Genomic DNA, 25,214 nt, shown 5'->3' with positions numbered 1-25,214 from the left:
CAGAGACGCCGCTGACCGGTGGGGCCGGCGTCGGCTGAAGGCGCCTGACACCCGAGCGTACCCGCATCGTGCGCGGGAACGGGAGTTCGACCGGGAATGACCTCCACAACGACTGCCGACCCAAGCGACTTCCGCTGCTTCTGCGACTACCCCACCGTCGACGTGGCGCACGCCACGTCCGGCCCGCTCGCCGGCATGGACTTTGCGGTCAAGGACCTGTTCGACGTGGCCGGCTACCCGACCGGCTGCGGGCATCCGAACTGGCCGGGCCTCGACGCCCCCAGCCTGGCCACGGCCGCGGTGGTGACCACGCTCCTGGAGGCCGGTGCCGCGTTCGGCGGCAAGGCGGTCACCGACGAGATCGCCTACAGCCTGAACGGCCGCAACGCCCACTACGGCACCCCCGTCAATCCTGCCGCCCCCGACCGGGTGCCGGGCGGCTCCTCCAGTGGGCCCGCCGTCGCCACTGCGGCGGGGCTGGTCGATTTCGCGATCGGGACGGACACGGGAGGCTCGGTCCGCGTTCCGGCCAGCTATTGCGGCCTGTTCGGGATCCGGCCGACCCACGGCCGCCTCGCCCTCGACGGCTGCATGCCCCTGGCTCCCTCCTACGACACCGTCGGATGGTTCGCCCGCACCGGCGCCCTGCTGGAGGCGGTCGGCGACGTCCTGCTGGCCAACGACCCGCATCCGCCGGCGCCGCACTGCCTCGTGCTGACGACGACGCTGGACCTGGTGGAGGCCCGGACGCGCGCGACCATTGCGGCGGCGCTGCGGCGCGTCACCCGTCACTTCCGGCGCGTGTTCTCCGTCCCCGACATCCTCCTGGTCGAAGAAGACTGGAGCCTGACGTTCCGGATCAGCCAGGGGGCCGAGATCTGGACGGCGATGGGACCGTGGGTGGAAGACCGCAAGCCGGAGTTCGGCCCGGGCGTGCGCGAACGCATGCAGTGGGCGCGCAGCCTGCTGCCGGACGACGTGGCGTTCCACCGGGAGCGCCGGGAAACGATCCGGTCCCAGCTGCGGGCCCGCATCGGACCCGACACGGTGTTCGTGCTGCCCACCACCCCGGCCGCGGCGCCCCTGCTCACCACCCGGGACGAGGATCTGGAGGATTTCCGCAACAAGCTGATCGCGCTGACCTGCGTGGCCGGTATCGGCGGGCTGCCCCAGGTGACGATGCCGCTCGGCACCGCGCCGAACGGTGCGCCCGTCGGCCTGTCGCTGATCGGTGCGCCGGGCGCCGACAGGACGCTGCTGGCGCTGGCCGCCGCGATCGACGCCGAACGCCAGGCCGAAAGCCGACACTGATCCTGAAAGTCGTTTCGGGACAGCCAGTTGTTCCGAAACTCTCACCCCGACCGCTGGCCGGATACAGCGTTCCTTCCGTTCGGATCGAAGCGATCTGAACGAAAAGGAACTGCTCGAGGGTCTTATGCTGGAGCCATGTCTGATCGATCAGGTGAGTCCACCTGATCGGAAAAGGCTCTAGGTGACCACCACCGTGCTCGCCTGGTCCGCCAGGTCGGCGAGCTGGTCGAGGCGCCGGCGGATGGCCTCGCCATCGAGCGCCTGCAGATCGCGGGGGATGTGCAGCACGATCCGCTCGCCTTCCCGCACCACTTCCGTGCGCGGGATGATGCCGGGCATCGCCGCCGAGAGGCCGTAGGCGAGCCGCATCGCCGCTCCCAGGATGCGGGCCCGGAACTTCAGGCGGGACGACATCAGGCGCTGGATCGGCGGCAGCTGGGATTCCGAGACGGTTCCAGCGTAGCGGTGGAAGATCGCCATCGCCAGATAGCCGCGCCCCGGGTGGTCGACGCCGATGAACGCGCCGTTGGCGATCATCGCGACGGCCTGGTCGCCCCGGTAGTCCGGGTGGGCGCGCCAGGCGATGTCGGCCAGCAGGCAGGCGGCGACGCGCAGGCGCGCTTCGTCCTCGGTCTCGGAGATGCCCAGCGCCTCGAAGACGCCGGCCGTCCAGGGCGCGAGCTCCCGGCAATGCCCCGGCGAGCGCGACCGCAGGTCGGCCAACTCGGCGGAGGCGACGATCAGCGGGTCCTCGGCGCGTGCCTCGGGCGACAGCTTCTCGTAGAGATGGCCTTCGCGCAGGCCCAGCGCCGACAGGAGCACCACGTCGGGCTGGCCGATCTTCAGGACCTGCTCCAGCACCGCCGCACCAAACGGCAGCAGCGGGCGGCGGGCGCGCGAGACGACGTCGATCCCTTCGATGGCGGACACGTCCGAGCGCACCACCATGCGGCACAGCTCGAACGCCTCGTCGGCGGGGATCGCGTAGTGATGCATGATGTGCAGCGGATAGTTGGTCCGGTGCATGTGCAGGCTGGCCAGCGCGCGCCAGGTGCCGCCGACGGCGTAGAAGGTCCGGCCGGCCGCGCCCTTCAGCCCCTCGGACTGTTCCAGCGCATCGGCGGCAATCTTGCCGGCCTTGCGCGTGGAGCCCTTGGCCACTTCCGAGAGGCGCAAGCCACCGAGCGGAAACGTTTCGCCGACGCCGAGCCGGTCGCCCTTGAGATCGATGAGTTCGAGGCTGCCACCGCCGAGGTCGCCGACGACGCCATCGGGCTTCCAGAAGCTGGAGGCGACGCCGAGCGCCGACACCTTCGCCTCGTCCTGGCCCGTCAGCACCTGCAGGTCGCCGCCGCAGATCTCCTTCACCGCCTCGATGAACGGGGCACCGTTGTCGGCATCGCGCACGGCCGCGGTGGCGATCACGTCCAGCCGGGTCGCACCGCTCTGGCTGGCGAGCTGGCGAAAGCGGCGGATGGCGGCGAGCGCGCTGTCGACGGACTCGTCGGCGAGCTTTCCGGTTTCCGAAAGCCCCCTGCCGAGACCGGCCAGGACCTTCTCGTTGAACAGCGGGGTCAGCGCGCGCGACAGCCGCTCGTAGAGCACCAGACGGACGGAGTTCGAGCCGATGTCGATGACGCCGACCGGACCGTAGCCCGGCAGGCGCCCCGGGGTGATCTCCTCCAAGGAATACGGACGGAGGGGATCACCGGAATCGCTCATGTCAGTGGGGCCGCTGAATTGGAGTGGCGAAGGTACGGGGGGAGTCGGTCTGAATGGATTGTCCACGGCCTGACAGCGACGGGTTGGTCATGAAGTATTCGTGCGCATTGAAGGGCTCTTCGCCCTCTGCCGGAATGATGCGGCGGTGACCGCCGTTGGCCAGAAGCTCCCAGCTCTGCTGGTTGTCCGTGATGTTCGCAACCATGATCTGATCGAGGATCTGGGCGTGGACCGTGGGGTTGTCGATCGGCACCATCGCCTCGACCCGGCGATCGAGGTTGCGCGGCATCAAGTCGGCCGAGCCGATATAGACGATCGCCTGGGGCGACGGAAGGCCGAAGCCGTTGCCGAAGCAGAATATGCGGCTGTGCTCGAGGAAACGGCCGACGATCGACTTCACCCGGATGTTGTCGGAAAGCCCCGGAACGCCCGGACGCAGGCAGCAGATGCCGCGCACGACGAGGTCGACCTCGACGCCTTCCTGGCTCGCCGCATAGAGCGCGTCGATGATGCGCGCGTCGACCAGCGAGTTCATCTTCATCCATACCTGGGCCGGGCGGCCGGCCCGGGCGTGCTCGATCTCGCCCTCGATGTGCTCGAGCAGGCGGTTGCGCAGGCTGACCGGCGACACCGCCATGCGCGACAGCTCGGCCGGGCGGGCATAACCGGTGATGAAGTTGAAGATCCGGGCGACGTCCTGGGCGATCACCGCGTCGGCGGTGAAGAACGACAGGTCGGTGTAGATCTTGGCGGTGATCGGGTGATAGTTGCCGGTGCCGATGTGGCAGTAGGTGGCCAGCTGGCCGCCTTCCCGGCGCACCACCATCGACAGCTTCGAGTGGGTCTTCAGCTCGATGAAGCCGAACACCACCTGGGCCCCGGCGCGCTCCAGGTCGCGCGACCAGCGGATGTTGGCTTCCTCGTCGAACCGCGCCTTGAGCTCGACCAGCGCGGTCACCGACTTGCCGGCTTCCGCCGCCTCGCCCAGCGCCTTCACGATCGGAGAGTCGTTGGAGGTGCGGTAGAGCGTCTGCTTGATGGCGACGACGTCCGGATCGCGTGCGGCCTGGGACAGGAACTGCACCACGGCGTCGAACGATTCGTAAGGATGGTGGACGACGATGTCCTTCTGGCGGATCGCCGCGAAGCAGTCGCCGCCGTGTTCGCGGATGCGCTCGGGAAAGCGCGGCGTGTAGGGCTTGAACTTGAGGTCGGGCCGGTCGACGCCGACCAGCTGGGAGAGATCCTTCAGCGCCAGCCGGCCGTTGACGAGGAACATCTCGTCGCCGGCGACGCCCAGCGCCGACGCCACGAACTGCCGCAGCGTCTCCGGCGTCGACGATTCGATCTCCAGCCGGATCACCGACCCGCGGCGGCGGCGCTTCAGCGCGGTCTCGAAGGTGAGGACCAGATCCTCGGCCTCTTCCTCGATTTCCAGATCGGAATCGCGGATCACCCGGAAGGCTCCCTTGCCCCTCACCTCATAGGCCGGGAACAGTCGCCCGATGAACAGCGCAATGACGTTCTCCAGCGCCACGAAGCGGGCCGAATTGTCGTCGGCGGCGGCGGGAACGCGGATGAAGCGGTCGACCTGCGCCGGCACGCGGATGAGCGCGATCATCGGCTCAGCGCCCTCGGCGTCGAGATGGAAGACCAGCGTGAAGCCGAGGTTCGGGATGAACGGGAACGGATGCGCCGGATCGATGGCCAGCGGCGTCAGCACCGGGAAGATGTGGCTGAGGAAATGGCGCTCCAGCCACTCCTGGTCGTCGTGGGACAGGCGCTCGGGTTCGCAGAGGTAGATGTCGGAGGATTCGAGCTCGCGCGACAGCTCCGCCCACTGGCGCTGCTGGGCCCGCTGCAGCTTGCTGACGGCATCGCCGATGCGCGCCAGCTGGTCGCCGGGGGTCAGTCCGTCGTCGCTGCGGGTCTCGACGCCTTCGCGCTGCATCCCCTTCAGGCCGGCGACGCGCACCATGAAGAACTCGTCGAGATTGTTCGCCGAGATCGACAGGAAGCGCAGCCGCTCCAGCAGAGGGTGGTTCGCATTCTCCGATTCCTCCAGAACGCGCACGTTGAACTGCAGCCAGGAAAGCTCGCGATTGACGAAACGCTCCGGCTGGGTGCGCAGCTCCTCGCCGGTCATCCCCTCGACGTTGCTCTCGGCCGTCGCCGCTGCCTGTTCAGTGGTCGCGTCCATACGCCCCTCCCTGGTTCATCGCGCGGTCCTACACTGCGAGTATGACGGAATTTTCTCTCGGCCCCGAAGAAAGCTCCCTTTCCACCGGTGTTCGATGGGCCCTCACGCCGCCGGATCGTCGTCGTCGCCATCGGCGTCGCCCAGCCCCTCGCGAAACAGGACCTCCGCGGCCATCGGCCGGGTGATGGCGCGGCCGCGGGCGAGCGCCTCCCGGTCGAGGGCCTCGACCACCCGCAGCCCGGCCCGGAACGACCGCTCCATCCGCCGCACCAGATAGTCCACCACGGTCGGATCGACGGCGATCTGGCGGTCCCGGAACAGCTTCGTCAGCACCCTCTGCAGGAGCTCATCTTCGGGTTCGCCGATGAAGGTGGGCGGAATCGCCCGCAGCCGGGAGGCCAGATCGGGCGTCGCGATGGTCCACTCAGACGGCGGGACCCGGGCCGACAGCAGCAGGAAGCCGTTGGCCGAAAGGCCCGCGTTGAGGAGATGGAACAGCGCCGCCTCGTCGAGGGCGAAGCGGTCGCAGTCTTCGACCACGAGCGCGCCCGCGTGCACCAGCGAGACCGGATCCCGGTCGGCGAGATCATGGGCCGAAACGACGCCCGCGCCGGCCGCTTCCGCCCAGATGCTGGCCAGGTGGCTCTTGCCGGTGCCCTCGCCGCCGACGACGAGCGCGACGCGGTGCGGCCAGTCGGGCCAGCGCTCGACCAGCGCCCAGGCGGAGCCGTTGGAGGCGCCGACCACAAAATCCTCGCGTCGAAAGGACGGCGCCAGCGCGAGAGAGAACGGCAGCTGCCGTGGGCGCTCGTCCGGACCGCCGATCACGCCCCTCCTTCGCGGGTCGGATGGCGGCCGGAGACCGCCGGCGCCGCGGCGGGGCCATAGGCCAGGTCCCGGCGGTCGCCGGCGCCGCCCGACAGGGCGACGGCCGGCCGCGACGGGTCCTCGGGCGGGTCGTCAGCCTCCCCCTGGTAGATCCGGCTTTCCCGGTAGCGCCGCACGAAGAAGCGGACGAGGACGCCGACGGCCGCGGAGGCCGGCACGGCGATCAGCATGCCCGCGAAGCCGAACAGGTAGCCGAAGGCGAACAGCGCGAAGATCAGCCACACCGGGTGCAGGCCGACCCGCCCGCCCACCAGCTTGGGCTGCAGGACGTTGCCTTCGAGGAACTGGCCGACCAGGAAGATGGCGACGACGATGCCCACCATGATGCTGTCGGGCCAGAACTGGTTGAACGCGACGCCCACCGAAATGGCGAATCCGAGACCCGAGCCGAGATAGGGGACGAACGAGATCAGGCCGGCCGTCAGGCCGATGATCAGGCCGTGATTGAGGCCGACGGCCACGAGCGCCACCGCGTAGAACAGGCCGAGGATCAGGCACAGCGACACCTGGCCGTGGATGAACCCGGAGACCGCCCGGTCCATCTCCCGGAAGAGTTCGCGGATGGTGTCGGCATGCTCGCGCGGCAGCAGGTTGTCGAGCGTCTTCACCATCCGATCCCAGTCGATCAGCAGGTAGAAGGCGATCACCGGCGTGACGACGATGAGCGACAGCATGGAGATCAGCGCCTGGCTGCCGGACCACACCGACTTCATCACGCTACCTGCCCAGCTCGTACCCTGGCTGACGAGGTTGGTGACCGCCGACTGCAGCTCGCTGGCGTCGACGCCGATGGCGTCCGCCAGGCGGTTGGTTTCCGCGTGCTCGCTCAGGAAGGCCTGCAGATGCGCGATGTAGCTCGGCACCCGTTCCAGGAAGCCGGTGATCTGGTTGAACACCGCAGGCAGGATGACGACCATGCCGACGATGCCGACGATCAGGAAGACGATGAGGATGAGGCTGGTCGCGATGATGCGGTTGAGGCCACGCCGCTGCAGCCAGCGGGCGATCGGATTGAGGAGATAGGCCAGGAACATGCCGCCGACGAACGGCAGCAGGATACCCTGGAACAGCCGGAGCAGCAGGAGGAAGCCGATGGCGGCAGCTACCCAGAAGGCGATCTGGCGACCCAGGCTCACGGTGGGGGATCCTCTCCTGCTCAATGCGCGGCAGTCCGCTCGCTCATGTACCGCAGCCACGCGACGAGATAGGCCCCGGCCGACGCCGCCGTCAAGGCAGCCACGACGAGCACCATCACCGCGATCGGGCGGTTGAGGTTGAAGTTGAAAGCGAGGTCGGCGAGCACCAGCGCCGCCAGCAGAATCTGCGCGACGGTGTTGAGCTTGCTCACGAACAGCGGGCGAATCGGCAAGGTCCGCCCCATCAGGCCGGAGACGACCACGGCCGCCAGGATCAGCGCGTCGCGCGCCACGACCACCGCCACCAGCCAGATCGGAAGGGCGCCGACCACGCCGAGCGCAACGAAGATGGAGACCAGAAGCGCCTTGTCGGCGAGAGGGTCGAGATATGCCCCCAAGCTGCTGGAAAGGTTCCACTTCTTGGCGATGAACCCGTCCAGGCCATCGGTCAGTCCGGCGATGACGAAGACCGCGAACGCCAGAATGTGGTGGCCTTCCGCGATGGCCCAGACCACCACGGGAACCAGCAGGAAGCGCAGAACCGTCAGGAGATTGGGGATCGTCACGACACCGACCATGCCTTCGCTGCTGTTTTTGTGAGCGATTTATGACATGCGTCCGGGGCGCGCGCATCTGCGGATCGTCGCACCGCGAACATGAAAACCAGATTGCATTCGCCGCCCCGGCCGGATTGGATGCGGCCGAACCCAACGGAGCCTGCCCTCGCAATGACCAGCACCCCGGACCGCCCGTCCGTCACCTATGCCGATGCCGGCGTGGACATTTCCGCGGGCAACGCCTTCGTCCGCGCCATCGCACCGCTCGCCAAGGCGACGGCGCGCGCCGGCGCGGATGCCTCGCTCGGCGGCTTCGGCGGCCTGTTCGACCTGAAGGCGGCCGGCTTCACCGATCCGCTCCTCGTCGCCGCCACCGACGGCGTCGGAACCAAGCTCAAGCTGGCGGGCGACACCGGCATCCACACGACGATCGGCATCGACCTGGTGGCGATGTGCGTGAACGACCTGGTCGTCCAGGGCGCCGAGCCGCTGCTGTTCCTAGACTATTTCGGCTGCGGCCGCCTCGAGGTCGGGGTCGCCCGCGACGTGGTCGCCGGCATCGCCGAAGGCTGCCGGCAGGCCGGTGCGGCGCTGATCGGTGGCGAGACGGCCGAAATGCCGGGCATGTACGCGCCCGGCGACTACGACCTGGCGGGCTTCGCGGTCGGCGCGGTGGAACGCGACGGCGTGCTACCGCGCGGCGACGTGGCGGCCGGCGACCGGCTTCTCGGCCTCGCCTCCTCCGGCGTCCACTCCAACGGCTATTCCCTGGTGCGGCGCATCGTCGAGCAGGCGGGCGCCGCCCTCGACGCCCCTGCCCCGTTCGATGGATCGCAGCCGCTCGGCACCGCCCTCCTCGAGCCGACCCGGATCTACGTCGAGGCGCTCAAGCGGGTCTTCAGGGACCGCCCCGGCGCGGTGAAGGCGCTTGCCCACATCACCGGCGGCGGGATCACCGAAAACGTGCCGCGCGTGCTGCCGAAGACCTGCTCGGCGGCGATCACCCTCGATCGCATCCCGGTGCCGCCGGTGTTCGCGTGGCTGGCGTCCGCCGGCCCGGTCGAAGCCGGCGAGATGCTGCGCACCTTCAACTGCGGCGTCGGCATGGTGGTGATCGTCGCGCCAGAGGACGAGGACGCGGTGGCCGAACTTCTGCGCGCCGCCGGCGAAACCGTCTTCCCGCTCGGCGAGCTGGTCGAGGGGGACGGCGAAGTCGTCTACAGCGGCGATTTGGCCCTGTGATGAACACGGGCCGGACTCCCGTTGCGGTGCTCGTGTCGGGGCGCGGCTCCAACATGGCGGCGCTGATCGAGGCCGCCAAGGCACCCGACTATCCGGCCGAGATCGTGCTGGTCATCTCCAACCGGCCGGGCGCGGGTGCGCTCGACACCGCTGCGGCCGCCGGCATCGCCACCTCCGTCATCGATCACAAGGCGTTCGCATCGAAGGCCGATTTCGAGGCGGCTGTCGCGGAGGCCATCGAGGCCAGCGGTGCGCAGTTCGTCTGCCTGGCGGGCTTCATGCGCGTGCTGAGCGGCGCGTTCGTCGACCGGTTCGCCGACCGCATCCTCAACATCCACCCGTCGCTGCTGCCGTCGTTCAAGGGCCTCGACACCCACGAACGGGCACTGGCCGAGGGCGTGCGCATCCACGGCTGCAGCGTCCATCTCGTCAGCGCCGAGCTCGATGCCGGCCCGCTGGTGATGCAGGCCGCGGTGCCGGTGCTCGACGGCGACACCGCCGACACGCTGGCGGCGCGGGTGCTCGCCTGCGAGCACTGGATCTATCCGGCCGCACTCGCCGCGCTCGCCAGCGGCGCGGCGCGGCTGGTCGACGGACGCGTCCGGTACACATCGGCTGCCGAGCCCGCGGCGCCGCTGATCTGGCCCGCGTCCGGCTGACCGCTCACTGGCAGGCGGCAATGCCCTTGTAGATTTCGTCGCGGACGGAGCCCGTGAGGGGGGCGCCGAGCTGAAGCCTGGCGACCTGGTCGGCGTTGATCGAAGGGCCCGCCTTGCGCGCCGCGCACTGGCAGCGCTTCAGCACGCCGTCGCTGCTTCCCTGGACCCGGTACTGATCGTAGACGCAGGCATCGACAAGCTTGCGGGCCAGGGCGCCGCTGTTTGCCGATCCGCTCTGCGCCATCGCCGGCGTCGCCGCCAACGTCGCGGCCAGCAGCCCGCCGGCCGCCAGAAGCCGGCCGGCCCGCCTCACGTACCCCTCACCCATTCCCGCACTCCCGCACTGTCTCGATGCGGGTTCGACTTAGAGCATTTTCCGGCCGGTTCGAAGGGGTTTCGAGCAAAAGGACCCCGTCCGGACCGTCGATGGCAGGATCACCCTGCGTCCATCACGCGCGTTCCACCGCCTGGAGATTGGCGCCGGCCGGCGCGTGCGCCGCGGCAAGGGCGACGCGGGTGTCGTGGAAGGCGGCACCGCCATAGGGCGCGATCGGCTCGGACGAGGTGAGCGTGTTGATGCCGCGGCCGTCCTCGAAGGCGGCGTTCGGCCACAGCCCCTCGGAGATGACGACGCCACGCTGCACCCCGGCAAACAGCCGGGCCGCCACCACCACCGCACCCTGGCGGTTCGACACGCGAACGCGCCCGCCCTCCCCCAGGCCGAGCGCCACGGCGTCGTCGGGATGGATCATCACGGTCGGCAGCTTCTCCTTGGCGATCGATCCGGGCGTCTCGTTGAACGTCGAATTCAGGAACGACCGCGCCGGCGCCGTCACCAGCCGAAACGGGAACGCCTCGGTGGCGCCGTCGATGACGCCCCAGTGGTCGGGCAGCGCCGGGATCGCCTCCCACGGACCCATCGGGCCGTTGTTGTTCGCCTTGACCTTCGTCCAGTCCGGCTTGAAGCGGAACTTGCCGTCCGGATGGTTGAAGCCATCCAGATAATGCGCCTCGTCGAACGGCGGCTGGCAGTCGATCCAGCCCTTTTCCTCGAACTCGGCGAGCGTCCCGTGCCCGGAGTGGCGCAGCATCCAGTCGATGTGCTCGCGCGGGCTCATGTCGTCGCCCTTGTGGTGGACGCCCAGACGCGCCGCGAGTGCGGTGTTCACCTCGTGGTTGGAGCGGCACCCGTCCGGCCCGTCGATCAGCTTTGGGCCGAACAGCAGGTACTGGTGGCCGCCGCCCTTGTAGATGTCGTCGTGCTCCACGAACATCGTCGCCGGCAGCACCACGTCGGCCATCCGGGCCGTCTCGGTCATCACCTGCTCGTGGACGCAGACGAACAGGTCGTCGCGGGCGAAGCCGCGCTTGACGCGCTCCTGGTCCGGGCAGACCGACACCGGATTGGTGTTCTGGATCAGCATCGCGGCGACGGGCGGGCCGCCGAACAGGACGTCCGGATCGCCGGTCAGCACCGCGCCCAGCCGCGACTGGTCGAGCCGCCGCGTGGACCGGTCGACCGCGTCGGCCGCGGTCACCATCGACGTGTTCAGCTGGTAGATGGCGCCGTTGTTGTGGAAGGCGCCGCCGCCCTCGTGCTGCCAGAGGCCGGCCACCGTGGCGATCGAGGCGGCAGCGTGCATGGCCACCGCGCCGTTGCGCTGGCGCGTGAAGCCGTATCCGAGCCGCAGGAAGGTGCGCGGGGTGGTGCCGACGAGCCGGGCGAACGCCTCGATGTCTTCCACCGCGAGCCCGGTGATCTCGGCCGCCCAGGCCGGCGACCGGTCGGCCAGGTGCGCCTCGAGCTCGTCCGGGCAGTCGGCAAAGCGGGCCATGTAGGCGCGGTCGGCATGGTTGTCGCGGAACAGCACGTGCATGACGGCGCAGGCGAGCGCCGCATCGGTTCCCGGCCGCAGCACCAGCTTCAGATCGGCCTGGCGGACGGTCTCGGTCTCGTAGACGTCGATCGCCACGATGGTCGCGCCGCGGGCCTTCCGGGCGGCGATGGCGTGGGTCATCACGTTGACCTGGGTGGCGGCGGCGTTGGTGCCCCAGATGACCACGCAGTCGGACCTGTCGATCTCGCGCGGGTCGGGCCCGGCCAGCCTGCCGGTGCCGGCGATGTAGCCGGTCCAGGCGGGATTGGTGCAGATGGTGTCGAACTGGCGCGAGTAGCGCTTCAGGTGGCGGACCCGATGGATGCCGTCGCGCTGCACGAGCCCCATGGTGCCGGCGTAGTAGTAGGGATAGACGCTCTCGGCGCCGTGACGGGCCTCGGCATCGAGGAACGCCTCGGCCACCCGGTCGAGCGCCTCGTCCCAGCCGATTTCGGCGAACTGGCCGGACCCCTTCGGCCCGGTCCGCAGCAGCGGCTTCGTCAGCCGGTCCGGGTTGTGCACGCGCTCGGCGTAGCGCGCGACCTTCGCGCAGATGACCCCGGCCGTGTAGTCGTTCGACTTCGCCCCGCGCACCCGCCCGATCGTCCGCGGATCGAGAACATCGATTTCCAGGGCACACGTGGACGGGCAATCGTGGGGACAGGCGGAACGGCGGACGACGGGCTTGTTCATCGGATCACGCGGTGGTTTTCGGCCTTGAGCGGCAAGCAGGCATCGATTGTGACGCACGGCGGCCGGGACCGCCAACCTACCCGGGATCGCCCCCGACCCGCAGACGGCGCCCAAACGGCACGTCCAACGGCAGCGGAATCCGATCCTATTCCAATCTACGCATCATCCAGCGGGATGTCGCCCCCGGCCCTTGCATATGGGTCCCGGCGCACCGATCTTCCGAAGCACACCAAGCAGGACGTGCGTCACGGTCACGCCCCTTCGCCGGCTGCGTAAAAGCGAACCCGCATGATTCCCGAATCAGACACGATCGGCGCGTCCCCGCTCTTCTGGACCGTCTTCCTTTCGCTGGTTGCGATCATCCTGATCGTCGATCTGGGCGTCCTGCACCGGCGGGCCCACGTCGTGGGCATGAAGGAGAGCCTGCTGCTCGCCTCGGGTTACGCCGGCCTCGCGGTCCTCTTCGGCATCGGCGTCTGGCTGACCGCAGGGGTGGACGCCGGCGCCAAGTTCTTCACCGCCTACATCGTCGAACAGAGCCTGTCCTTCGACAACGTGTTCGTGATGTCGGTGATCTTCGTCTATTTCGGAATTCCCCGCGAACATCGGCACCGGGTGCTGTTCTGGGGCATTCTCGGCGCGATGGTCTTCCGCGCCATCCTGATCGGAACCGGCGCCGCGGTGCTCCACAAGTTCGAATGGGTGCTGCTGTTCTTCTCCGCGCTGCTGATCTTCACCGGCATCAAGCTCCTCCTGCATGACCAGGAGGAGACGATCGACATCGCCAACAACCGGCTGTTCCGCTTCCTCGCCCGCCACATTCCGATGACGCACCGCATGCACGGCGCACGGTTCCTGGTGCGCGAAGAGCAGCCGGGCACCGGCCGCATGGCCCTGGTGGCCACGCCGCTTCTGTTCGCGCTGATCGTCGTGGAGATCTCCGACCTGATCTTCGCGGTCGATTCGATCCCGGCCGTGCTGGCCATCAGCCGCGACCCGTTCATCGTCTACACCTCGAACGTGTTCGCGATCCTGAACCTGCGGGCGCTGTATTTCGTGATCGACGCCCTGGTCGCGCGCTGCTGCTACCTGAAGCCGGCGCTGTCCGCCGTGCTGATCTTCATCGGCGGCAAGATCCTCTGGGACGCCTTCATCGGCGAGACCGAGGCGCTGATGAGCCTGGGCGTCACGGTGTTCCTGATCGGCGGCGCGATCGTGCTGTCGTTCCTGTTCCCCAAGCCGGCCACCACCAGCGACGAGGCCGGCGCCGACCTGGCCGAGACCGCAGGCCCGCTGCCGCGCCGGCCGAACGCCGAGACGGCCCACGTGACCCACGATCCCGGCAAGCTCGGCTGAGCCGGCGGCCCGCCTCCCGACTCACGCCGACGGGCGGTTCTTGTCCTTCTCGAGCTGAATGAAGCCGAGCGGCAGCTCCGTCGTCGACTTGATCCGCTCCATGGCGAAGGTCGTCGACACGTCGGCCACGTCGATCTTGGAAATCAGCTTCTTGTAGAAGGCGTCGTAGGCCTCGATGTCGGCGACGACGACGCGCAGCAGATAGTCGACTGAACCGGCCATCCGGTAGAACTCGACGACTTCCGGCAGCGCCTTGATGGCGCTCGCGAACCGGTCCAGCCAGTCCTCGGTGTGCTGGTTGGTGGTGATCGCCACGAAGGCGGTGACCTTCGCGTTGACCTTCGCCGGATCGAGGATCGCCACCCGCCGGGTGACGACGCCCTCCTCCTCCAGCCGCTGGATCCGGCGCCAGCACGGCGTGGTGGACAGGCCGACCTTGCGGCCGATTTCGGCGACGGGCAGCGTGCAGTCTTCCTGGAGAATGCCGAGGATTTTCTTGTCGGTGCGGTCCAGAGTGATCATTGGAGCATCCAATTGCGCAATCGGGCGACATCGCCCCTTCTCACGCAATCATCTACTCCCCAATCCGCCATGTTGGAATGAGGTTTCTCGCAGAGCTGATCAGCGCTGGCCGAGGAACGGGATCACACGCCGATTGAAGAGCTCGGTCTGCTCGATGTTGGAGAGGTGGGCGCAGGCGGGCAGGATCTCCAGTTCGGCCCCCTTGATCGCCGCGGCGATCTCCTCGCCGCGCTCCGGCGGCGTCGCCGGATCGTCGGCGCCGGCCACCACCAGCGTCGGCCGCGCGATGCCGGAGAGCGCCGCACGCTGATCCATGTCGCGAATGGCCGCGCAGCAGCCGGCGTATCCGGCGGGCGGCGTCGTCAGCAGCATGGCGCGGACCCGGGCGACCTTGTCCGGCTCGTTCTCGATGAACGGCTGGGTGAACCAGCGGGCGACGACCGCGTCGACGACCGCCTCCATGCCGCCGGACAGGACCGCCTCGATGCGCTGCTGCCAGGCCTCCTTCGGCGGCATCATCGCGGCCGTGTTGCAGAGCGCCAGCCGCGTCACCCGGCCGGGCGCGTGGACCCCGAGCCACATGCCGACCATGCCGCCCATCGACACGCCGCAGAACGCCGCCTTCTCGATGCCGAAGCCCTTCAGCACCGCGATTGCATCCTTGCCCAGCCGATCGATGGTGTAGTCGCCGTCCGGCGCGTCGCTCCTGCCGTGGCCGCGCACGTCGTAGCGGACCACATGGAAGTGCTCGACGAGCGGCGCGATCTGGTCGTCCCACATGGTGAGGTCGGTGCCGAGCGAGTTCGACAGCAGCACCGCCGGCTTGCCGGGATCGCCGTCGCGGCGGACATGCAGCGAAATGCCGTCGTCGGTGGTGATGGTGGTCATCGGTCGAGCCTCGCGGACGGAAGAGAACGGAACGGGCCGGAAAGCAGCAGCGGCGAAACGTAGTCTGGGCCGGGCGCCGAGGAAAGATGCGCCGCGGCCGAATTGCTTTCCGGGGTCCCGGGTGCTTGAAGCGTCCGCGCGGGAGCGTCATGGTGGCGGCGTCCCCGGCCCGGCCGCCCCCGCCCGGCGAGAGCCGGGCAGACATCCGCCTGCGCCGACGCGCCGCCCCGGACCGCCGGCGCCGCCTCGCGCCGACCTGCCCTCGCTTGGAGTTTGCGTATGACGACCACGCCCGTCCCCGCCTCGATCGACGACACGCTCGCGCTCCTGCAGACGGCGAACTACGTCGCCGACCGTTCGCTCGCGACGGTGCTCTACCTGGCGCTCAAGATGCAGCGGCCGCTGTTTCTCGAGGGCGAGGCCGGCGTCGGCAAGACCGAGATCGCCAAGGTTCTCGCCTCCGGCCTGAACCGCAAGCTGATCCGCCTCCAGTGCTACGAGGGCCTGGACGTCTCCACCGCCGTCTACGAGTGGAACTATCCGGCCCAGATGGTCGAGATCCGCATCGCCGAAGCCGCCGGCCAGACCGACCGCACCGAGCTCGCCTCGGACATCTTTTCCGAGCGCTTCCTGGTGAAGCGGCCGGTGCTGGAGGCGCTGGAGCCCGACCTCAACGGCCCGCCGGTGCTGCTGATCGACGAGCTCGACCGCGCCGACGAGGCGTTCGAGGCGTTTCTGCTGGAGGTGCTCTCCGACAGCCAGGTGACGATCCCCGAGATCGGCACCATCCGGGCCGCCGAGCCGCCGATCGTCATCATCACCACCAACCGGACCCGCGAGATCCACGACGCGCTGAAGCGCCGATGCCTCTATCACTGGGTCGACTATCCCTCGGCCGAGCGCGAGCTCGACATCGTCCGCCTCAAGGCGCCCCAGGCCGGCGAGACGCTGTCGCGGGAGATCGTCGCCTTCGTCCAGGCGCTGCGCGCCCAGGACGACCTCTTCAAGGCGCCCGGCGTCGCCGAGACGCTGGACTGGGCGACCGCGCTCTGCGAGCTCGACCAGATCGCCCTCGACCCCGCGGTCGTCTCCGACACGCTCGGCGTCCTGCTGAAATACCAGGACGACATCGCCCGGGTGCAGGCGAGCGAGCTGACCCGGCTGCTGGAGCAGATCAAGACGAAACCGGACGAGACCCAGCCAACCCTATGAGCCCGCCAGAACCGTCCGACGACACGCCGGCAGAGGACCTCCGGCAAGTGCGCGAGGCAGCGGCGCACGGCGACCCGAGCGGCCGGCTGCTCGACAACATCACCCACTTCGCCCGCCTGCTGCGCGCCGCCGGCATGCCGGTCGGCCCGGCGCGGGTGCTCGATGCGGTCGCGGCCGTCGAGACGGCCGGCATCACCCGGCGCGACGACTTCTACTGGGCGCTGCACGCCGTGTTCGTCTCCAAGCGCGAGCACCACGTCGTCTTCCACGAGGCGTTCGAGCAGTTCTGGCGCGCCCGCGGGCTGCTGCAGAAGATGATCGAGCTGCTCTCGCCGGTCGCCCCTCCCCGGCAGTCGGCACCGAAGGCGAAGGCCGGGTCCCTGCGCGTCGCCCAGGCGCTCAACGCCGGCCGCGAGCGCAACACCGAGACCGAGCGGCCCGAGGTGGAGATCGACGCCCGCCACACCGTCTCGGGCTCCGAGGTGCTGCAGCAGAAGGATTTCGCCCAGATGACCGCGGCGGAGATCGCCGCCGCGAAGATCGCCCTGCGCTCCCTGGTGCTGCCGTTGGACACCGTGAAGACGCGCCGGTTCGTCACCGCCGCGCACGGCCGCCGCATCGACATGCGCCGCTCGATCCGCCAGAGCCTGCGCGGTGGCGGCCAGTCGATGACGCTCGCCTTCAAGAAGCGCGCCGAGATCGCCCCGCCGATCGTCGCCCTGTTCGACATCTCCGGCTCCATGAGCCCCTACAGTCGCCTGCTCCTGCACTTCCTGCACGCGCTCGGCGAACGGCGCCGGGTGACCACCTTCCTGTTCGGCACGCGGCTCACCAACGTCAGCCGCCAGCTGCGCATGAAGGACCCCGACGAGGCGCTTTCCGCCTGCGCGGGCTCGGTGGAGGACTGGTCCGGCGGCACGCGGATCGCGGCGGCGCTGCACGACTTCAACCGGCTGTGGTCGCGCCGGGTGATGCACGGCGGGCCGATCGTCCTGCTGGTCACCGACGGGCTGGAGCGCGATTCCGACGAGGACCTCGCCCACGAGATGGACCGGCTGCAGCGCTCGTGCCGGCGGCTGATCTGGCTGAACCCGCTGCTGCGCTACGACCGCTTCGAGGCCAAGGCTCGCGGCATCCGCGCGATGCTGCCCCACGTCGACGAGTTCCGCTCCATCCACTCGCTCGACACGATCGCCGACCTGGTCGAGGCGCTGGGCCGCGAGCGCGGCACCCGGGACACCGACCCGCGCAGGTGGATGGCGGCGTAGGCGACGCGCGATCCTTGCGTTTCATCAAGGTTCCAGCGCCGCAATTTTCGTAAACGCGGCTCAGCCCTGCGCGCCAGACGGACCCGTCCGGCCCTTCACCCTGTTGAGCTTGTCCGTCATGCCATTGCGGCGCATCGTCTTCTGGTCCCACCTCGTTGCCGGTACCGTCGTCGGCCTCGTCGTCTTCTTCCTGGCCGCAACGGGCGTCGCGCTCACCTACGAACGGCAGATCGTCGCCTTCGCCGAGCGGCAGACGTTCACGGTCGCGGCGGACGGCCGCGCGCGCCTCGACCTCGACGCCCTCGCCGCGCACGCCCGCGACGCCCTCGGCGACAGCGCATCGCTCGTTCTCACCAACGATCCGGAGGGACCGGTCCAGGCAACCGCCGGCCGCCGGGACAGCGTATTCCTCGACCCCTACACCGGCGCCGCACTCGGCAGTGGCGTCGAGGGCGTCGAAACCTTCTTCGGCACCGCCGAACAGCTCCACCGCTGGTTCGCGTTGACCGGCGACGCCCGCACGATCGGCCGCTTCATCATCGACGCGGCGAACCTGCTCTTCCTGTTCATCCTCGCTTCGGGCCTGTTCCTCTGGTGGCCGAAGCGCTGGAGATGGCCGTTGCTGAAGACCAAGCTGCTCTTCCGCCGCGGCCTCCCGACGGCCAAGGCCCGCGACTACAACTGGCACCAGGTGTTCGGGATCTGGGCGCTGCTGCCGCTGGTGCTGATCGTCGTTTCGGGCGTGGTGTTCTCCTATTCCTGGGCGAACGGCCTGGTGTTCGCCCTCTACGGCGAAGCGACGCCGCAGGGACCCGGCGGTCCGCCGCCGCCCGGCAACGGCCAGGCACAGCAGGCCCAGGGCAGCGCGAGCCGGACCGACGCCGGCCGGGCCGCGACCCTTGCCGAACCCGTCTCTCTCGACGCGGTGTTCGCGACCGCCCGCGCCGCCGATCCCGCCTGGCGGACCATTGCGCTGGCGCTCCCGGCGGCCGGCGCGCCGACGGTGACGGCCACCGTCGACACCGGGAACGGCGTCCAGCCGGCGGCAAAGACCAAGCTGGCGATTTCCCGCGCCGACGGCAGCATCGTGTCGACCATCGGCGGCGACCAGTCCTCTGCCGGCCGCCGCGCCCGCGGCTGGCTGCGCTTCATCCACACCGGCGAGATCTACGGCATCATCGGCCAGACCGTCGCCGGCCTCGCCTCCCTCGCGACGCTGTTCCTGGTCTGGACCGGCCTGTCGCTTGCCTGGCGGCGGCTGATCTGGCCGCTCACCCGCAAGCCACCGGGACAGACGGCCCAGCGGGCGGGCGGATAGGACCATCAAAAACGCCCAGAAGCGCCGCCGCGCTCTTCGGGCGGATTGACCTTTTCTTCAACAAGGCCCATTTCCAGTGGGCAATTGCCGGACGGGGGTCCGGTCACATCTTACAGACATGGTGAAATACGGTTTGAAGCACAACAATAACGACTTCCAGGATCGTCTCAGCAACGCGAATGCCGCCAAGGCGGCTCTCCTGGAGAAGGCCAAGGCGAAGCTGAACGACCCGGCGCTTGAAGAAAAGCGCCAGGAGCGGGCCGCCATTGCGGCGGCACGCGAAGAGCGCCAGAAGGCCAAGCGCGAAGAGCAGGAGCGGATCAAGGCGGAGGAAGCTGCCCGCGAGGCCGCCCTCGCCGCCGAAAAGGCTGCCGAAGAAGCGGCGCTCGTCGCCGCGAAGGAAGCCGAGGAACAGGCCAAGCTCGCGGAGAAGAACCGTCTCCTGACCCGCGTGGTCGAGGACGAGGCCGCCCGCAAGGCGGCGCGCGACGCCAAATACGCCGCTCGCAAGGCCCGCCAGCGCTAAGACCAGCCCGCGCCGAGGCGCGCCAGGCAGACGGACGACGCCTCAGCCGTCCGTTCAGTACGACAACAGGCTCAGGGTCCCGCATCCTGGGCCCTTTTTGTGTCTTGCCCGCTGCCGGGCGACGGCGCTCTCGGACCCGCCCCCGCACGCAAGGATGGCCCCGCCCGGGCCCAGGCCTGTGCGGGGCTTGCTTCTGCTGCACTGCGTCACGCACCAGGCGCGACCCGGCCATGCATCCCCGGAGCGTCTCCTCCATCGCATTGCTGCATTGCAACAATTCACGGTACCGCATGGCTCGGAGCGGCACTATCTCCTGTTCCAGAGGGGCACGCGCCCCATCCGGTCCGCACCGACGCGGACGCTCCGAACCGAAGACTGATGATCCCCATGAAGACCAACACGACTGCCCAGCCGCTCGACACCGCCCGCATCGAAGCCCAGGCCCGCATCCTGCGCGCCGAAGAGACCGCCCGGCTCGCCCGCGCCTTCGGCCGTTCCATCGTGTCCGGCTTCCGGACGCTGGCCGCCAGCATCGCCGAAGCCCGCCAGATGCAGCGCGTCTACGGCGAGCTGACCGGACTCTCCGACAAGGAGCTGCGCGACATCGGCCTCAGCCGCTCCGACATCCCCGCCGCCGTTGCCGGCACGCTCCGCCGCCCGGTCGAGCTCACCTCCATCGAGGGCAGCAAGACCCTGGCGCCGGCCACCGCCGCCCACGACGAGACGGCCCGCCTCGCGGCCTAATCGCTCCGCGGTCAGATCGCCCGGACGCCGGCTTCGGCCGGCGTCGAAATCCTCGCGCCCTTGCGACCGGCAGGGGCTGCGGCACGCCGCATGGCCGAGCGCGTAGCCGACCGCCGCCCGGGTGGACCCGTTTCCGTCCGCCGGCCGATGCGAGACGCACCGCGTTCCCGCCGCACGGCGCCCCGATCCGGTTCTCCCCCGACCCTCTCCCGACCTGACAGTGCCCCCCGGCGCCGCTGCCGTGCCGTGGCGCTCCACCCGCCTGTGCGGCGGCGGACAAGGCTGACGGTCGGCCGATGTCAGGACGGTGCCGTTTCCGTCAGCGGCTGTTCCTCGGCCAGCGCCTCTTCGTGCGCCTCGAAGCCGAAGACGTTGAGCTCGATCACCGCGAAGCAGAGCAGCCAGAGCCAGGCGTCGGTGGCGTCCAGCGTCTTGTGGCTGCTGATGGTCCACAGTACCGCGCAGGTGATCAGCACCAGGTAGAGCCCGACCTTGATGGCGGTGATCGCGCGGTACTCCGCGCCCTCGTATTCGCCGGGCGCGTACATCTGGTAGACGAGCACCGCGCAGACGCCGAGCCAGGCGCCGGCATTGACGGCGTCCAGCCATTCCCCGGCGGTCGCGTAGCCGTACAGCGCGGTGAGGATCATCGAGTAGGCGAACAGGTTGAGGCCGGTGAGGATGACCTTCTCCCAGCGGCCGGAATAGCCCTCCCCCAGCGTGCTGGATTCGTATTCCATCACGCCGAGCAGCACGAGCCAGGCGGCGCTGTCGACGAAGGCGTTGACCTTTCCGGCGACGCTCAGGAAGAGCAGCGTGTCCAGCGCCAGCAGGCCGTAGACCGTCCACTTGAAGGCGCGAAACGCGATCCGCTTCATCCCAGCTCCATCCCCGTGACCCCTTCGGACAGGCGCGCGCACCGGACCCGACCGCCAACCGGTTCCGGGACCGCGGCGCACGTCAGCCTGCGGACCGCCGGTCCGGTTGCACCAGCACGGCTGTCCAGTCTGGCATGGCTCGATGACGGCTGTGCGAAAACGCTTCCCGACGCCGCGGCCGGCTCCGGCCGCGGCGCAGGATCAGAGCCCGGCGGCCTTGCGCAGCGCCGCGTTCATGCGGTCCTGCCAGCCCGGCCCGCCTTCCTGGAAATGCTCCAGCACGTCGCGGTCGATGCGGAACGACACCATCTCGCGCCCCGGCGGCAGCGTGCCCGGCGCCGGGCGGGCGACCGGCTCGGCCTTCGGCTGGGCCGGCTTGAACAGCGCCTCGGCGGCGTCGCGGGGATTGATCGGGCGTCGGGCCATGGGAAGGGTCCTGCGATGGGGCCAGGGTACGGTTCGCACAGGCGCGCGAATCCGGACGCGAGTGTCGCACAGACCGCGACGGTCGTCGCCTCCGCGTGCGCTCCGATGGCGCGGGGCTCACAGCCGGATCGGCGGAAACGGGATCGACCCGGCCCCGGGCAGCGCCCGGGCCGGGTCGATGGATCGTCCTGCAGTCGCGCCGGAGCCGGCGGCGCTTCCGTCGCCGGCTCGCACGCCGTCAGGCGGCCCGGATGCGGTCGATGAAGGCATCGACCTGCACGCGCAGCGAGGCGGCCTGACTGGACAGCTCGGTGGCGGCGGTCGAGATCTCCGCCGATGCCCGTCCGGTGTCGTTGGCGGCCGAGGAGACCGACACGATGTTGGTGGAGACCTCCTGGGTGCCCTGGGCGGCCTGCTGGACGTTCTGGGCGATCTCACCGGTGGCGGCGCCCTGCTCCTCGACCGAGGAGGCGATGGCGGCGGAGATTTCGTCCACCTTGCGGATCGTCGCCGAGACGGCCTCGATCGCCTTGACGACCTCGTTGGTGGCCTCCTGGACCGTGGAGATCTGCGCGGTGATCTCGCCGGTCGCCTTGGAGGTCTGCTCGGCGAGCGTCTTCACTTCCATGGCGACAACCGCGAAGCCCTTGCCGGCCTCGCCGGCCCGCGCCGCCTCGATGGTGGCGTTGAGGGCGAGCAGGTTGGTCTGCGAGGCGATGTCGGTAATCAGGTTGACGACATCGCCGATGCGCTGGGCGCTCACCGCCAGCTCGCGGACGACCCCGGCCGCGCTTTCGGCCTTGCCCGTCGCTTCGCTGACGACCCTGGACGACACCGCCACCTGCTGGCCGATCTCGCGGACCGAGGCAGCCAGCTCGTCGGCCGCCGACGCCACGGTCTGGACGTTGGAGGTCGCCTGTTCGGCGGCAGCGGCGACGACCGTCGACTGGCGCGAGGTCTCGTCGGCCGACGCGCTCAGATTGCCGGCGTTCTGCTGGAGCTGAGACACCGCCGAGGCGACCGTGCTGACGATGGTGGAGACCTCTGCGTCGAAGCGATCGGCGAGCGCGTGCATGGCGGCCCTCTGCTCGACAACGGCGCGCTCTTCGGCTTCCAGCTTTTCCGCCCGCATCCGCTCGGTCTCCGCGAGGTTGTCGCGGAAGACGACCAGCGCCTGCGCCATCTCGCCCACTTCGTTGCGGTTGCGCGTGTACGGGATGTCGGCCTGCAGATCGCCGCCACTCACCTGGGTCATGGCGCTGGTGATGCGCCCGATCGGCCGCGACACGCCGAACACCGCGAACAGCATGGCGACGAGGCTGATGAGCGTGCTGAGAATGACCGCGGCGAACACGGTCAGGCGGGTCTGCGAGAAACGCTCGACCGATTTGGCGTAGTCGGCGGCGGCACCGGCGTTGTTGAGCGCGACGTCCTGGCTCAGGAAGCCGGAATACGCGATGAAAAGCCGCTTCATCTCGCCCTTGAACAGGTCCGTCGCCTCCGCATTCTGGTTCTTGCGGGACAGATCGATCATCCGGTGATGCTCCGCCATGTAGGCATCGAACTCGGCGGCGAAGCGATCGTAGAGCGCCCTCTCCTCGTCGGAGGAAATCAGCTTCTCGTAGACCTGCCGGTCCTCGTTCAGCGTCTGCAGAATGCGCGCGATCTCGCTTTCGGCCCGCTGCATTTCCTCGGGCGTGGTGGACAGGATGTGGGCGGCCTGCTCGATGCGGAGATCGGAGGTTCCGGTGTTGATCTTGTTGACGCGGTCGATGCTGGGCACCCAGTTCGTCGCTTCGTTCTTCACGTTTTCATTGATCTCGTGAAGGCTCTGCAGGGCAAGCCACCCCTGCCCGATGATGAGCGCGACGAGGAGGCCGAGGAGACCGAGAAGGGTGGTCTTGAGGTTGAGGCGCATGACCCGATTCCTGAAGGAGTTTGAAGGGAGCCGGACCTTGGAGCCACGAGACTTGCCCGGAGCTTGCGCGTCCTGCGGCCAATGTCTCCGCGAGGGCGGCCGGTTGGGTCCGCTCACGCCGAGGGCGCTCCGCGCACCGGCCTCCGCCCATAGGCCGCGCATTCCGCAGCCGCCACGATCGAAGATTGCGTGGGGTGCGCCGACCCCGTACGCTTCGGCGGTCCCGTCTGGCGTCGACCGTCTCGTCGCGGCGCGTTTGGCGCGCGAGGGCCGCGTATGCTATGGCGCGCCTGAGATCGATAGCGTGCACGCGTTCCGTCCCTCCCGTCGAAGGACCCGCCGATGACCGATGCGCCGCGCCCCGAGGATCCGTCCTGGCACTCCGACGACCCGCACCTCAGCGGCGTGTTCACCCCGGTGGCGCGCGAGATCGACGTGGCCGACCTCACCGTGGTGGCGGGCCGCATCCCGGAGGACCTGTCCGGCGCCCACATGCGCAACGGCCCGAACCCGCTGTTCCAGCCGCTCTCCTACACCTATCCGCTCGACGGCGACGGCATGGTCCATGCCGTCACGTTCGACAACGGCCGTGCCCGCTACCGCAACCGCTTCGTCGAGACGCGCGAACTCGCCGTCGAGCGGCGGGCCGGACGCGCCGTCTGGGGCGGGCTGATGGCGCCGAGGCCCATCGACCCGTCGCTGCTTGAGCCCGACGAGGCCGGCTCGCCCTTCAAGAACGGCGCCTTCATCAACGTGCTGGCACACGGCGGCCACCTGCTGGCGCTCGGCGAGGCGGAAGCGGCCTACGAGATGACGATGGAGCTGGAGACGCTCGGCGAATGGACCGCCGGCACCGACGCCCCGCTGCCGATCGGCGCCCACAATCGCCGCCATCCCACCACCGGCGACCTCTTCGCCATCGCCTACGACCCCGGCAGCCCCGAGGTTCAGGTCCGCCGGATCGATCCCGCCGGGCGCCTCGCCGCCAATTTCGCCGTGACGCTTCCCGCCTCCAGCATGATCCACGACTTCGTGCTGACGGAAAAACACGTCGTCCTGCTCGTCGGCCCCGCCGTGTTCGACATCGAGGCGGCCCAGCGCGGCGGCCCGGTTCTCGCCTGGCGGCCGGAGCTCGGCACCACCATCGCGGTGATGGACCTCGACGGCGGCGCCCCGACGCTGTTCGAGGCGGAGCCCTTCTTCGTCTACCACTTCGCCAACGGCTTCGAGCGCGGCGGCGACATCGTCATCGACTATGTGCGCCACGCCCGGTTCAGCCTGGGCCCCGACGGGTCGGACCGTCCGCCGCAGCTGCACCGGCTGGTGCTCGATCCGGCAACGCGGCGGATCAGCGACGCGCCGCTTGCCGATTTCGCCACCGAGTTTCCCCGCATCAACGACCGGCAGGAGGCGCAGGCGACGCGCTTCGTCTACGTGCCGCAGCTGACGGGCACGCTGACGCACGGGCCGCACCCCACGGCCACCTTCAACGCCATCACCAGGGTGGACACCCGGAGCGGCGCCGCCCTCACCCACGATCTCGGCGAGCGGGTCGCGGGCGAGCCGGTGTTCATCCCGAGGCCCGGCGCCGCGGCCGAGGACGACGGCTACCTCGCCGTCTTCGCCACCGACCCGGCCGCCCTGACCAGCGACCTCGTCCTCCTCGACGCCACGGACCCCAGCCGCGAACCGGTCGCCGTCATCCGCATGCCCCAGAGAGTCCCCCAAGGACTGCACGGGACCTGGATCGGGCGGTAGGTTTTCGCGCGCTTCCCCACTCTCCGCTTGTGTCTGATTTGTGTGGTTTGATTGAGCGTCGGGAGGCGTGGCGACGCCTCCCGACGCGGTCAGGTGGCCGTCTCTCCGCGGGTCG

At 69.3% G+C, this 25,214-nt stretch carries 22 protein-coding genes; 10 read left to right on the top strand and 12 right to left on the bottom strand.

Going from position 1 to position 25,214, the window contains the following annotated elements:
- The first annotated feature begins 96 nt into the window (after positions 1–96).
- Complete coding sequence (locus ACSSVZ_RS20190; protein WP_453972544.1) at positions 97–1,311, top strand: amidase; 1,215 nt, start codon at positions 97–99, stop codon at positions 1,309–1,311.
- A gap of 177 nt (positions 1,312–1,488) precedes the next feature.
- On the opposite strand, the gene ACSSVZ_RS20185 is transcribed toward ACSSVZ_RS20190, so the two are convergent.
- The 5 genes from ACSSVZ_RS20185 to ACSSVZ_RS20165 form a co-directional block, all read right to left on the bottom strand.
- A complete protein-coding gene (locus ACSSVZ_RS20185; RefSeq protein ID WP_453972543.1) occupies positions 1,489–3,033 on the bottom strand; it encodes a Ppx/GppA family phosphatase in 1,545 nt (514 codons plus the stop codon).
- Position 3,034: 1 nt separating this feature from the next.
- The gene (locus ACSSVZ_RS20180) at positions 3,035–5,233 is read right to left on the bottom strand and encodes an RNA degradosome polyphosphate kinase (protein WP_453972542.1); all 2,199 of its coding nucleotides are present in this window, start codon (positions 5,231–5,233) and stop codon (positions 3,035–3,037) included.
- Between the two features lie 102 nt (positions 5,234–5,335).
- Positions 5,336–6,061: an HdaA/DnaA family protein gene (locus ACSSVZ_RS20175; RefSeq protein ID WP_453972541.1), complete on the bottom strand. Its 726-nt coding sequence runs from the start codon at positions 6,059–6,061 to the stop codon at positions 5,336–5,338.
- Entirely contained in the window at positions 6,058–7,257 is a 1,200-nt protein-coding gene (locus tag ACSSVZ_RS20170; RefSeq protein ID WP_453972540.1) for an AI-2E family transporter, read from the bottom strand. Before ACSSVZ_RS20170 ends, ACSSVZ_RS20175 begins: the two co-directional genes overlap by 4 nt.
- Positions 7,258–7,277: 20 nt before the next feature.
- A complete protein-coding gene (locus ACSSVZ_RS20165) occupies positions 7,278–7,835 on the bottom strand; it encodes a CDP-alcohol phosphatidyltransferase family protein (protein WP_453972539.1) in 558 nt (185 codons plus the stop codon).
- A gap of 150 nt (positions 7,836–7,985) precedes the next feature.
- Between ACSSVZ_RS20165 and purM the strand changes: the two genes are divergently transcribed.
- Positions 7,986–9,056: a phosphoribosylformylglycinamidine cyclo-ligase gene (gene purM, locus ACSSVZ_RS20160; protein ID WP_453972538.1), complete on the top strand. Its 1,071-nt coding sequence runs from the start codon at positions 7,986–7,988 to the stop codon at positions 9,054–9,056.
- Positions 9,056–9,715 (top strand): phosphoribosylglycinamide formyltransferase, encoded by a 660-nt coding sequence (purN, locus tag ACSSVZ_RS20155; protein ID WP_453972537.1) that lies wholly within the window; start codon positions 9,056–9,058, stop codon positions 9,713–9,715. The genes purM and purN overlap by 1 nt, the downstream gene beginning before the upstream one ends.
- Positions 9,716–9,719: 4 nt before the next feature.
- On the opposite strand, the gene ACSSVZ_RS20150 is transcribed toward purN, so the two are convergent.
- Both ACSSVZ_RS20150 and ACSSVZ_RS20145 read right to left on the bottom strand, forming a co-directional pair.
- Entirely contained in the window at positions 9,720–10,043 is a 324-nt protein-coding gene (locus ACSSVZ_RS20150; protein ID WP_453972536.1) for a hypothetical protein, read from the bottom strand.
- Positions 10,044–10,164: 121 nt separating this feature from the next.
- On the bottom strand, positions 10,165–12,285 hold the full coding sequence (locus tag ACSSVZ_RS20145; RefSeq protein ID WP_453972535.1) for a molybdopterin-containing oxidoreductase family protein: 2,121 nt from the start codon (positions 12,283–12,285) through the stop codon (positions 10,165–10,167).
- Between the two features lie 288 nt (positions 12,286–12,573).
- Here ACSSVZ_RS20145 and ACSSVZ_RS20140 point away from each other — a divergent pair, with 288 nt between their 5' ends.
- The gene (locus ACSSVZ_RS20140) at positions 12,574–13,641 is read left to right on the top strand and encodes a TerC family protein (protein WP_453972534.1); all 1,068 of its coding nucleotides are present in this window, start codon (positions 12,574–12,576) and stop codon (positions 13,639–13,641) included.
- Positions 13,642–13,662: 21 nt separating this feature from the next.
- On the opposite strand, the gene ACSSVZ_RS20135 is transcribed toward ACSSVZ_RS20140, so the two are convergent.
- Together ACSSVZ_RS20135 and pcaD are read right to left on the bottom strand one after the other, a co-directional pair.
- A complete protein-coding gene (locus ACSSVZ_RS20135) occupies positions 13,663–14,163 on the bottom strand; it encodes an Lrp/AsnC family transcriptional regulator (protein ID WP_453972533.1) in 501 nt (166 codons plus the stop codon).
- Positions 14,164–14,262: 99 nt separating this feature from the next.
- Positions 14,263–15,051, bottom strand: a complete 789-nt coding sequence (gene pcaD, locus ACSSVZ_RS20130; protein ID WP_453972532.1) for a 3-oxoadipate enol-lactonase — start codon at positions 15,049–15,051, stop codon at positions 14,263–14,265.
- A gap of 279 nt (positions 15,052–15,330) precedes the next feature.
- On the opposite strand from pcaD, the gene ACSSVZ_RS20125 reads away from it, so the two are divergent.
- The 5 genes from ACSSVZ_RS20125 to ACSSVZ_RS20105 all read left to right on the top strand — a co-directional run bounded on the left by ACSSVZ_RS20125 (position 15,331) and on the right by ACSSVZ_RS20105 (position 20,119).
- Entirely contained in the window at positions 15,331–16,263 is a 933-nt protein-coding gene (locus tag ACSSVZ_RS20125; protein WP_453972531.1) for an AAA family ATPase, read from the top strand.
- Positions 16,260–17,531, top strand: coding sequence for a vWA domain-containing protein (locus tag ACSSVZ_RS20120; RefSeq protein ID WP_453972530.1), 1,272 nt, complete (start codon positions 16,260–16,262; stop codon positions 17,529–17,531). Before ACSSVZ_RS20125 ends, ACSSVZ_RS20120 begins: the two co-directional genes overlap by 4 nt.
- Before the next feature lie 118 nt (positions 17,532–17,649).
- Entirely contained in the window at positions 17,650–18,849 is a 1,200-nt protein-coding gene (locus tag ACSSVZ_RS20115; RefSeq protein WP_453972529.1) for a PepSY-associated TM helix domain-containing protein, read from the top strand.
- A gap of 76 nt (positions 18,850–18,925) precedes the next feature.
- Complete coding sequence (locus ACSSVZ_RS20110; protein WP_453972528.1) at positions 18,926–19,375, top strand: DUF6481 family protein; 450 nt, start codon at positions 18,926–18,928, stop codon at positions 19,373–19,375.
- Positions 19,376–19,753: 378 nt separating this feature from the next.
- Positions 19,754–20,119 (top strand): RSP_7527 family protein, encoded by a 366-nt coding sequence (locus ACSSVZ_RS20105; protein ID WP_453972527.1) that lies wholly within the window; start codon positions 19,754–19,756, stop codon positions 20,117–20,119.
- A gap of 299 nt (positions 20,120–20,418) precedes the next feature.
- On the opposite strand, the gene ACSSVZ_RS20100 is transcribed toward ACSSVZ_RS20105, so the two are convergent.
- The 3 genes from ACSSVZ_RS20100 to ACSSVZ_RS20090 form a co-directional block, all read right to left on the bottom strand.
- Positions 20,419–20,997: a hypothetical protein gene (locus ACSSVZ_RS20100; protein ID WP_453972526.1), complete on the bottom strand. Its 579-nt coding sequence runs from the start codon at positions 20,995–20,997 to the stop codon at positions 20,419–20,421.
- 201 nt (positions 20,998–21,198) lie between these two features.
- A complete protein-coding gene (locus ACSSVZ_RS20095) occupies positions 21,199–21,423 on the bottom strand; it encodes a BrnA antitoxin family protein (protein WP_453972525.1) in 225 nt (74 codons plus the stop codon).
- A 238-nt stretch (positions 21,424–21,661) separates the two neighbouring features.
- On the bottom strand, positions 21,662–23,341 hold the full coding sequence (locus tag ACSSVZ_RS20090; RefSeq protein WP_453972524.1) for a methyl-accepting chemotaxis protein: 1,680 nt from the start codon (positions 23,339–23,341) through the stop codon (positions 21,662–21,664).
- A gap of 342 nt (positions 23,342–23,683) precedes the next feature.
- Here ACSSVZ_RS20090 and ACSSVZ_RS20085 point away from each other — a divergent pair, with 342 nt between their 5' ends.
- Positions 23,684–25,099, top strand: a complete 1,416-nt coding sequence (locus ACSSVZ_RS20085) for a carotenoid oxygenase family protein (RefSeq protein ID WP_453972523.1) — start codon at positions 23,684–23,686, stop codon at positions 25,097–25,099.
- Positions 25,100–25,214 lie beyond the last annotated feature (115 nt).

The organism is Amorphus sp. MBR-141 (assembly GCF_053628695.1).
The sequence above is the reverse complement of the archived record's forward strand: the minus strand, read 5'-3'. Positions and strand labels throughout refer to the sequence as shown.

What these genes read in the sequence shown, in the direction of transcription:
- ACSSVZ_RS20190 (WP_453972544.1), top strand. Translation starts at nt 97, where the DNA reads ATGACCTCCACAACGACTGCCGACCCAAGCGACTTCCGCTGCTTCTGC.
- ACSSVZ_RS20185 (WP_453972543.1), bottom strand. Translation starts at nt 3,033, where the DNA reads ATGAGCGATTCCGGTGATCCCCTCCGTCCGTATTCCTTGGAGGAGATC.
- ACSSVZ_RS20180 (WP_453972542.1), bottom strand. Translation starts at nt 5,233, where the DNA reads ATGGACGCGACCACTGAACAGGCAGCGGCGACGGCCGAGAGCAACGTC.
- ACSSVZ_RS20165 (WP_453972539.1), bottom strand. Translation starts at nt 7,835, where the DNA reads ATGGTCGGTGTCGTGACGATCCCCAATCTCCTGACGGTTCTGCGCTTC.
- purM (WP_453972538.1), top strand. Translation starts at nt 7,986, where the DNA reads ATGACCAGCACCCCGGACCGCCCGTCCGTCACCTATGCCGATGCCGGC.
- purN (WP_453972537.1), top strand. Translation starts at nt 9,056, where the DNA reads ATGAACACGGGCCGGACTCCCGTTGCGGTGCTCGTGTCGGGGCGCGGC.
- ACSSVZ_RS20150 (WP_453972536.1), bottom strand. Translation starts at nt 10,043, where the DNA reads ATGGGTGAGGGGTACGTGAGGCGGGCCGGCCGGCTTCTGGCGGCCGGC.
- ACSSVZ_RS20145 (WP_453972535.1), bottom strand. Translation starts at nt 12,285, where the DNA reads ATGAACAAGCCCGTCGTCCGCCGTTCCGCCTGTCCCCACGATTGCCCG.
- ACSSVZ_RS20140 (WP_453972534.1), top strand. Translation starts at nt 12,574, where the DNA reads ATGATTCCCGAATCAGACACGATCGGCGCGTCCCCGCTCTTCTGGACC.
- ACSSVZ_RS20135 (WP_453972533.1), bottom strand. Translation starts at nt 14,163, where the DNA reads ATGATCACTCTGGACCGCACCGACAAGAAAATCCTCGGCATTCTCCAG.
- pcaD (WP_453972532.1), bottom strand. Translation starts at nt 15,051, where the DNA reads ATGACCACCATCACCACCGACGACGGCATTTCGCTGCATGTCCGCCGC.
- ACSSVZ_RS20125 (WP_453972531.1), top strand. Translation starts at nt 15,331, where the DNA reads ATGACGACCACGCCCGTCCCCGCCTCGATCGACGACACGCTCGCGCTC.
- ACSSVZ_RS20120 (WP_453972530.1), top strand. Translation starts at nt 16,260, where the DNA reads ATGAGCCCGCCAGAACCGTCCGACGACACGCCGGCAGAGGACCTCCGG.
- ACSSVZ_RS20115 (WP_453972529.1), top strand. Translation starts at nt 17,650, where the DNA reads ATGCCATTGCGGCGCATCGTCTTCTGGTCCCACCTCGTTGCCGGTACC.
- ACSSVZ_RS20105 (WP_453972527.1), top strand. Translation starts at nt 19,754, where the DNA reads ATGATCCCCATGAAGACCAACACGACTGCCCAGCCGCTCGACACCGCC.
- ACSSVZ_RS20100 (WP_453972526.1), bottom strand. Translation starts at nt 20,997, where the DNA reads ATGAAGCGGATCGCGTTTCGCGCCTTCAAGTGGACGGTCTACGGCCTG.
- ACSSVZ_RS20095 (WP_453972525.1), bottom strand. Translation starts at nt 21,423, where the DNA reads ATGGCCCGACGCCCGATCAATCCCCGCGACGCCGCCGAGGCGCTGTTC.
- ACSSVZ_RS20090 (WP_453972524.1), bottom strand. Translation starts at nt 23,341, where the DNA reads ATGCGCCTCAACCTCAAGACCACCCTTCTCGGTCTCCTCGGCCTCCTC.
- ACSSVZ_RS20085 (WP_453972523.1), top strand. Translation starts at nt 23,684, where the DNA reads ATGACCGATGCGCCGCGCCCCGAGGATCCGTCCTGGCACTCCGACGAC.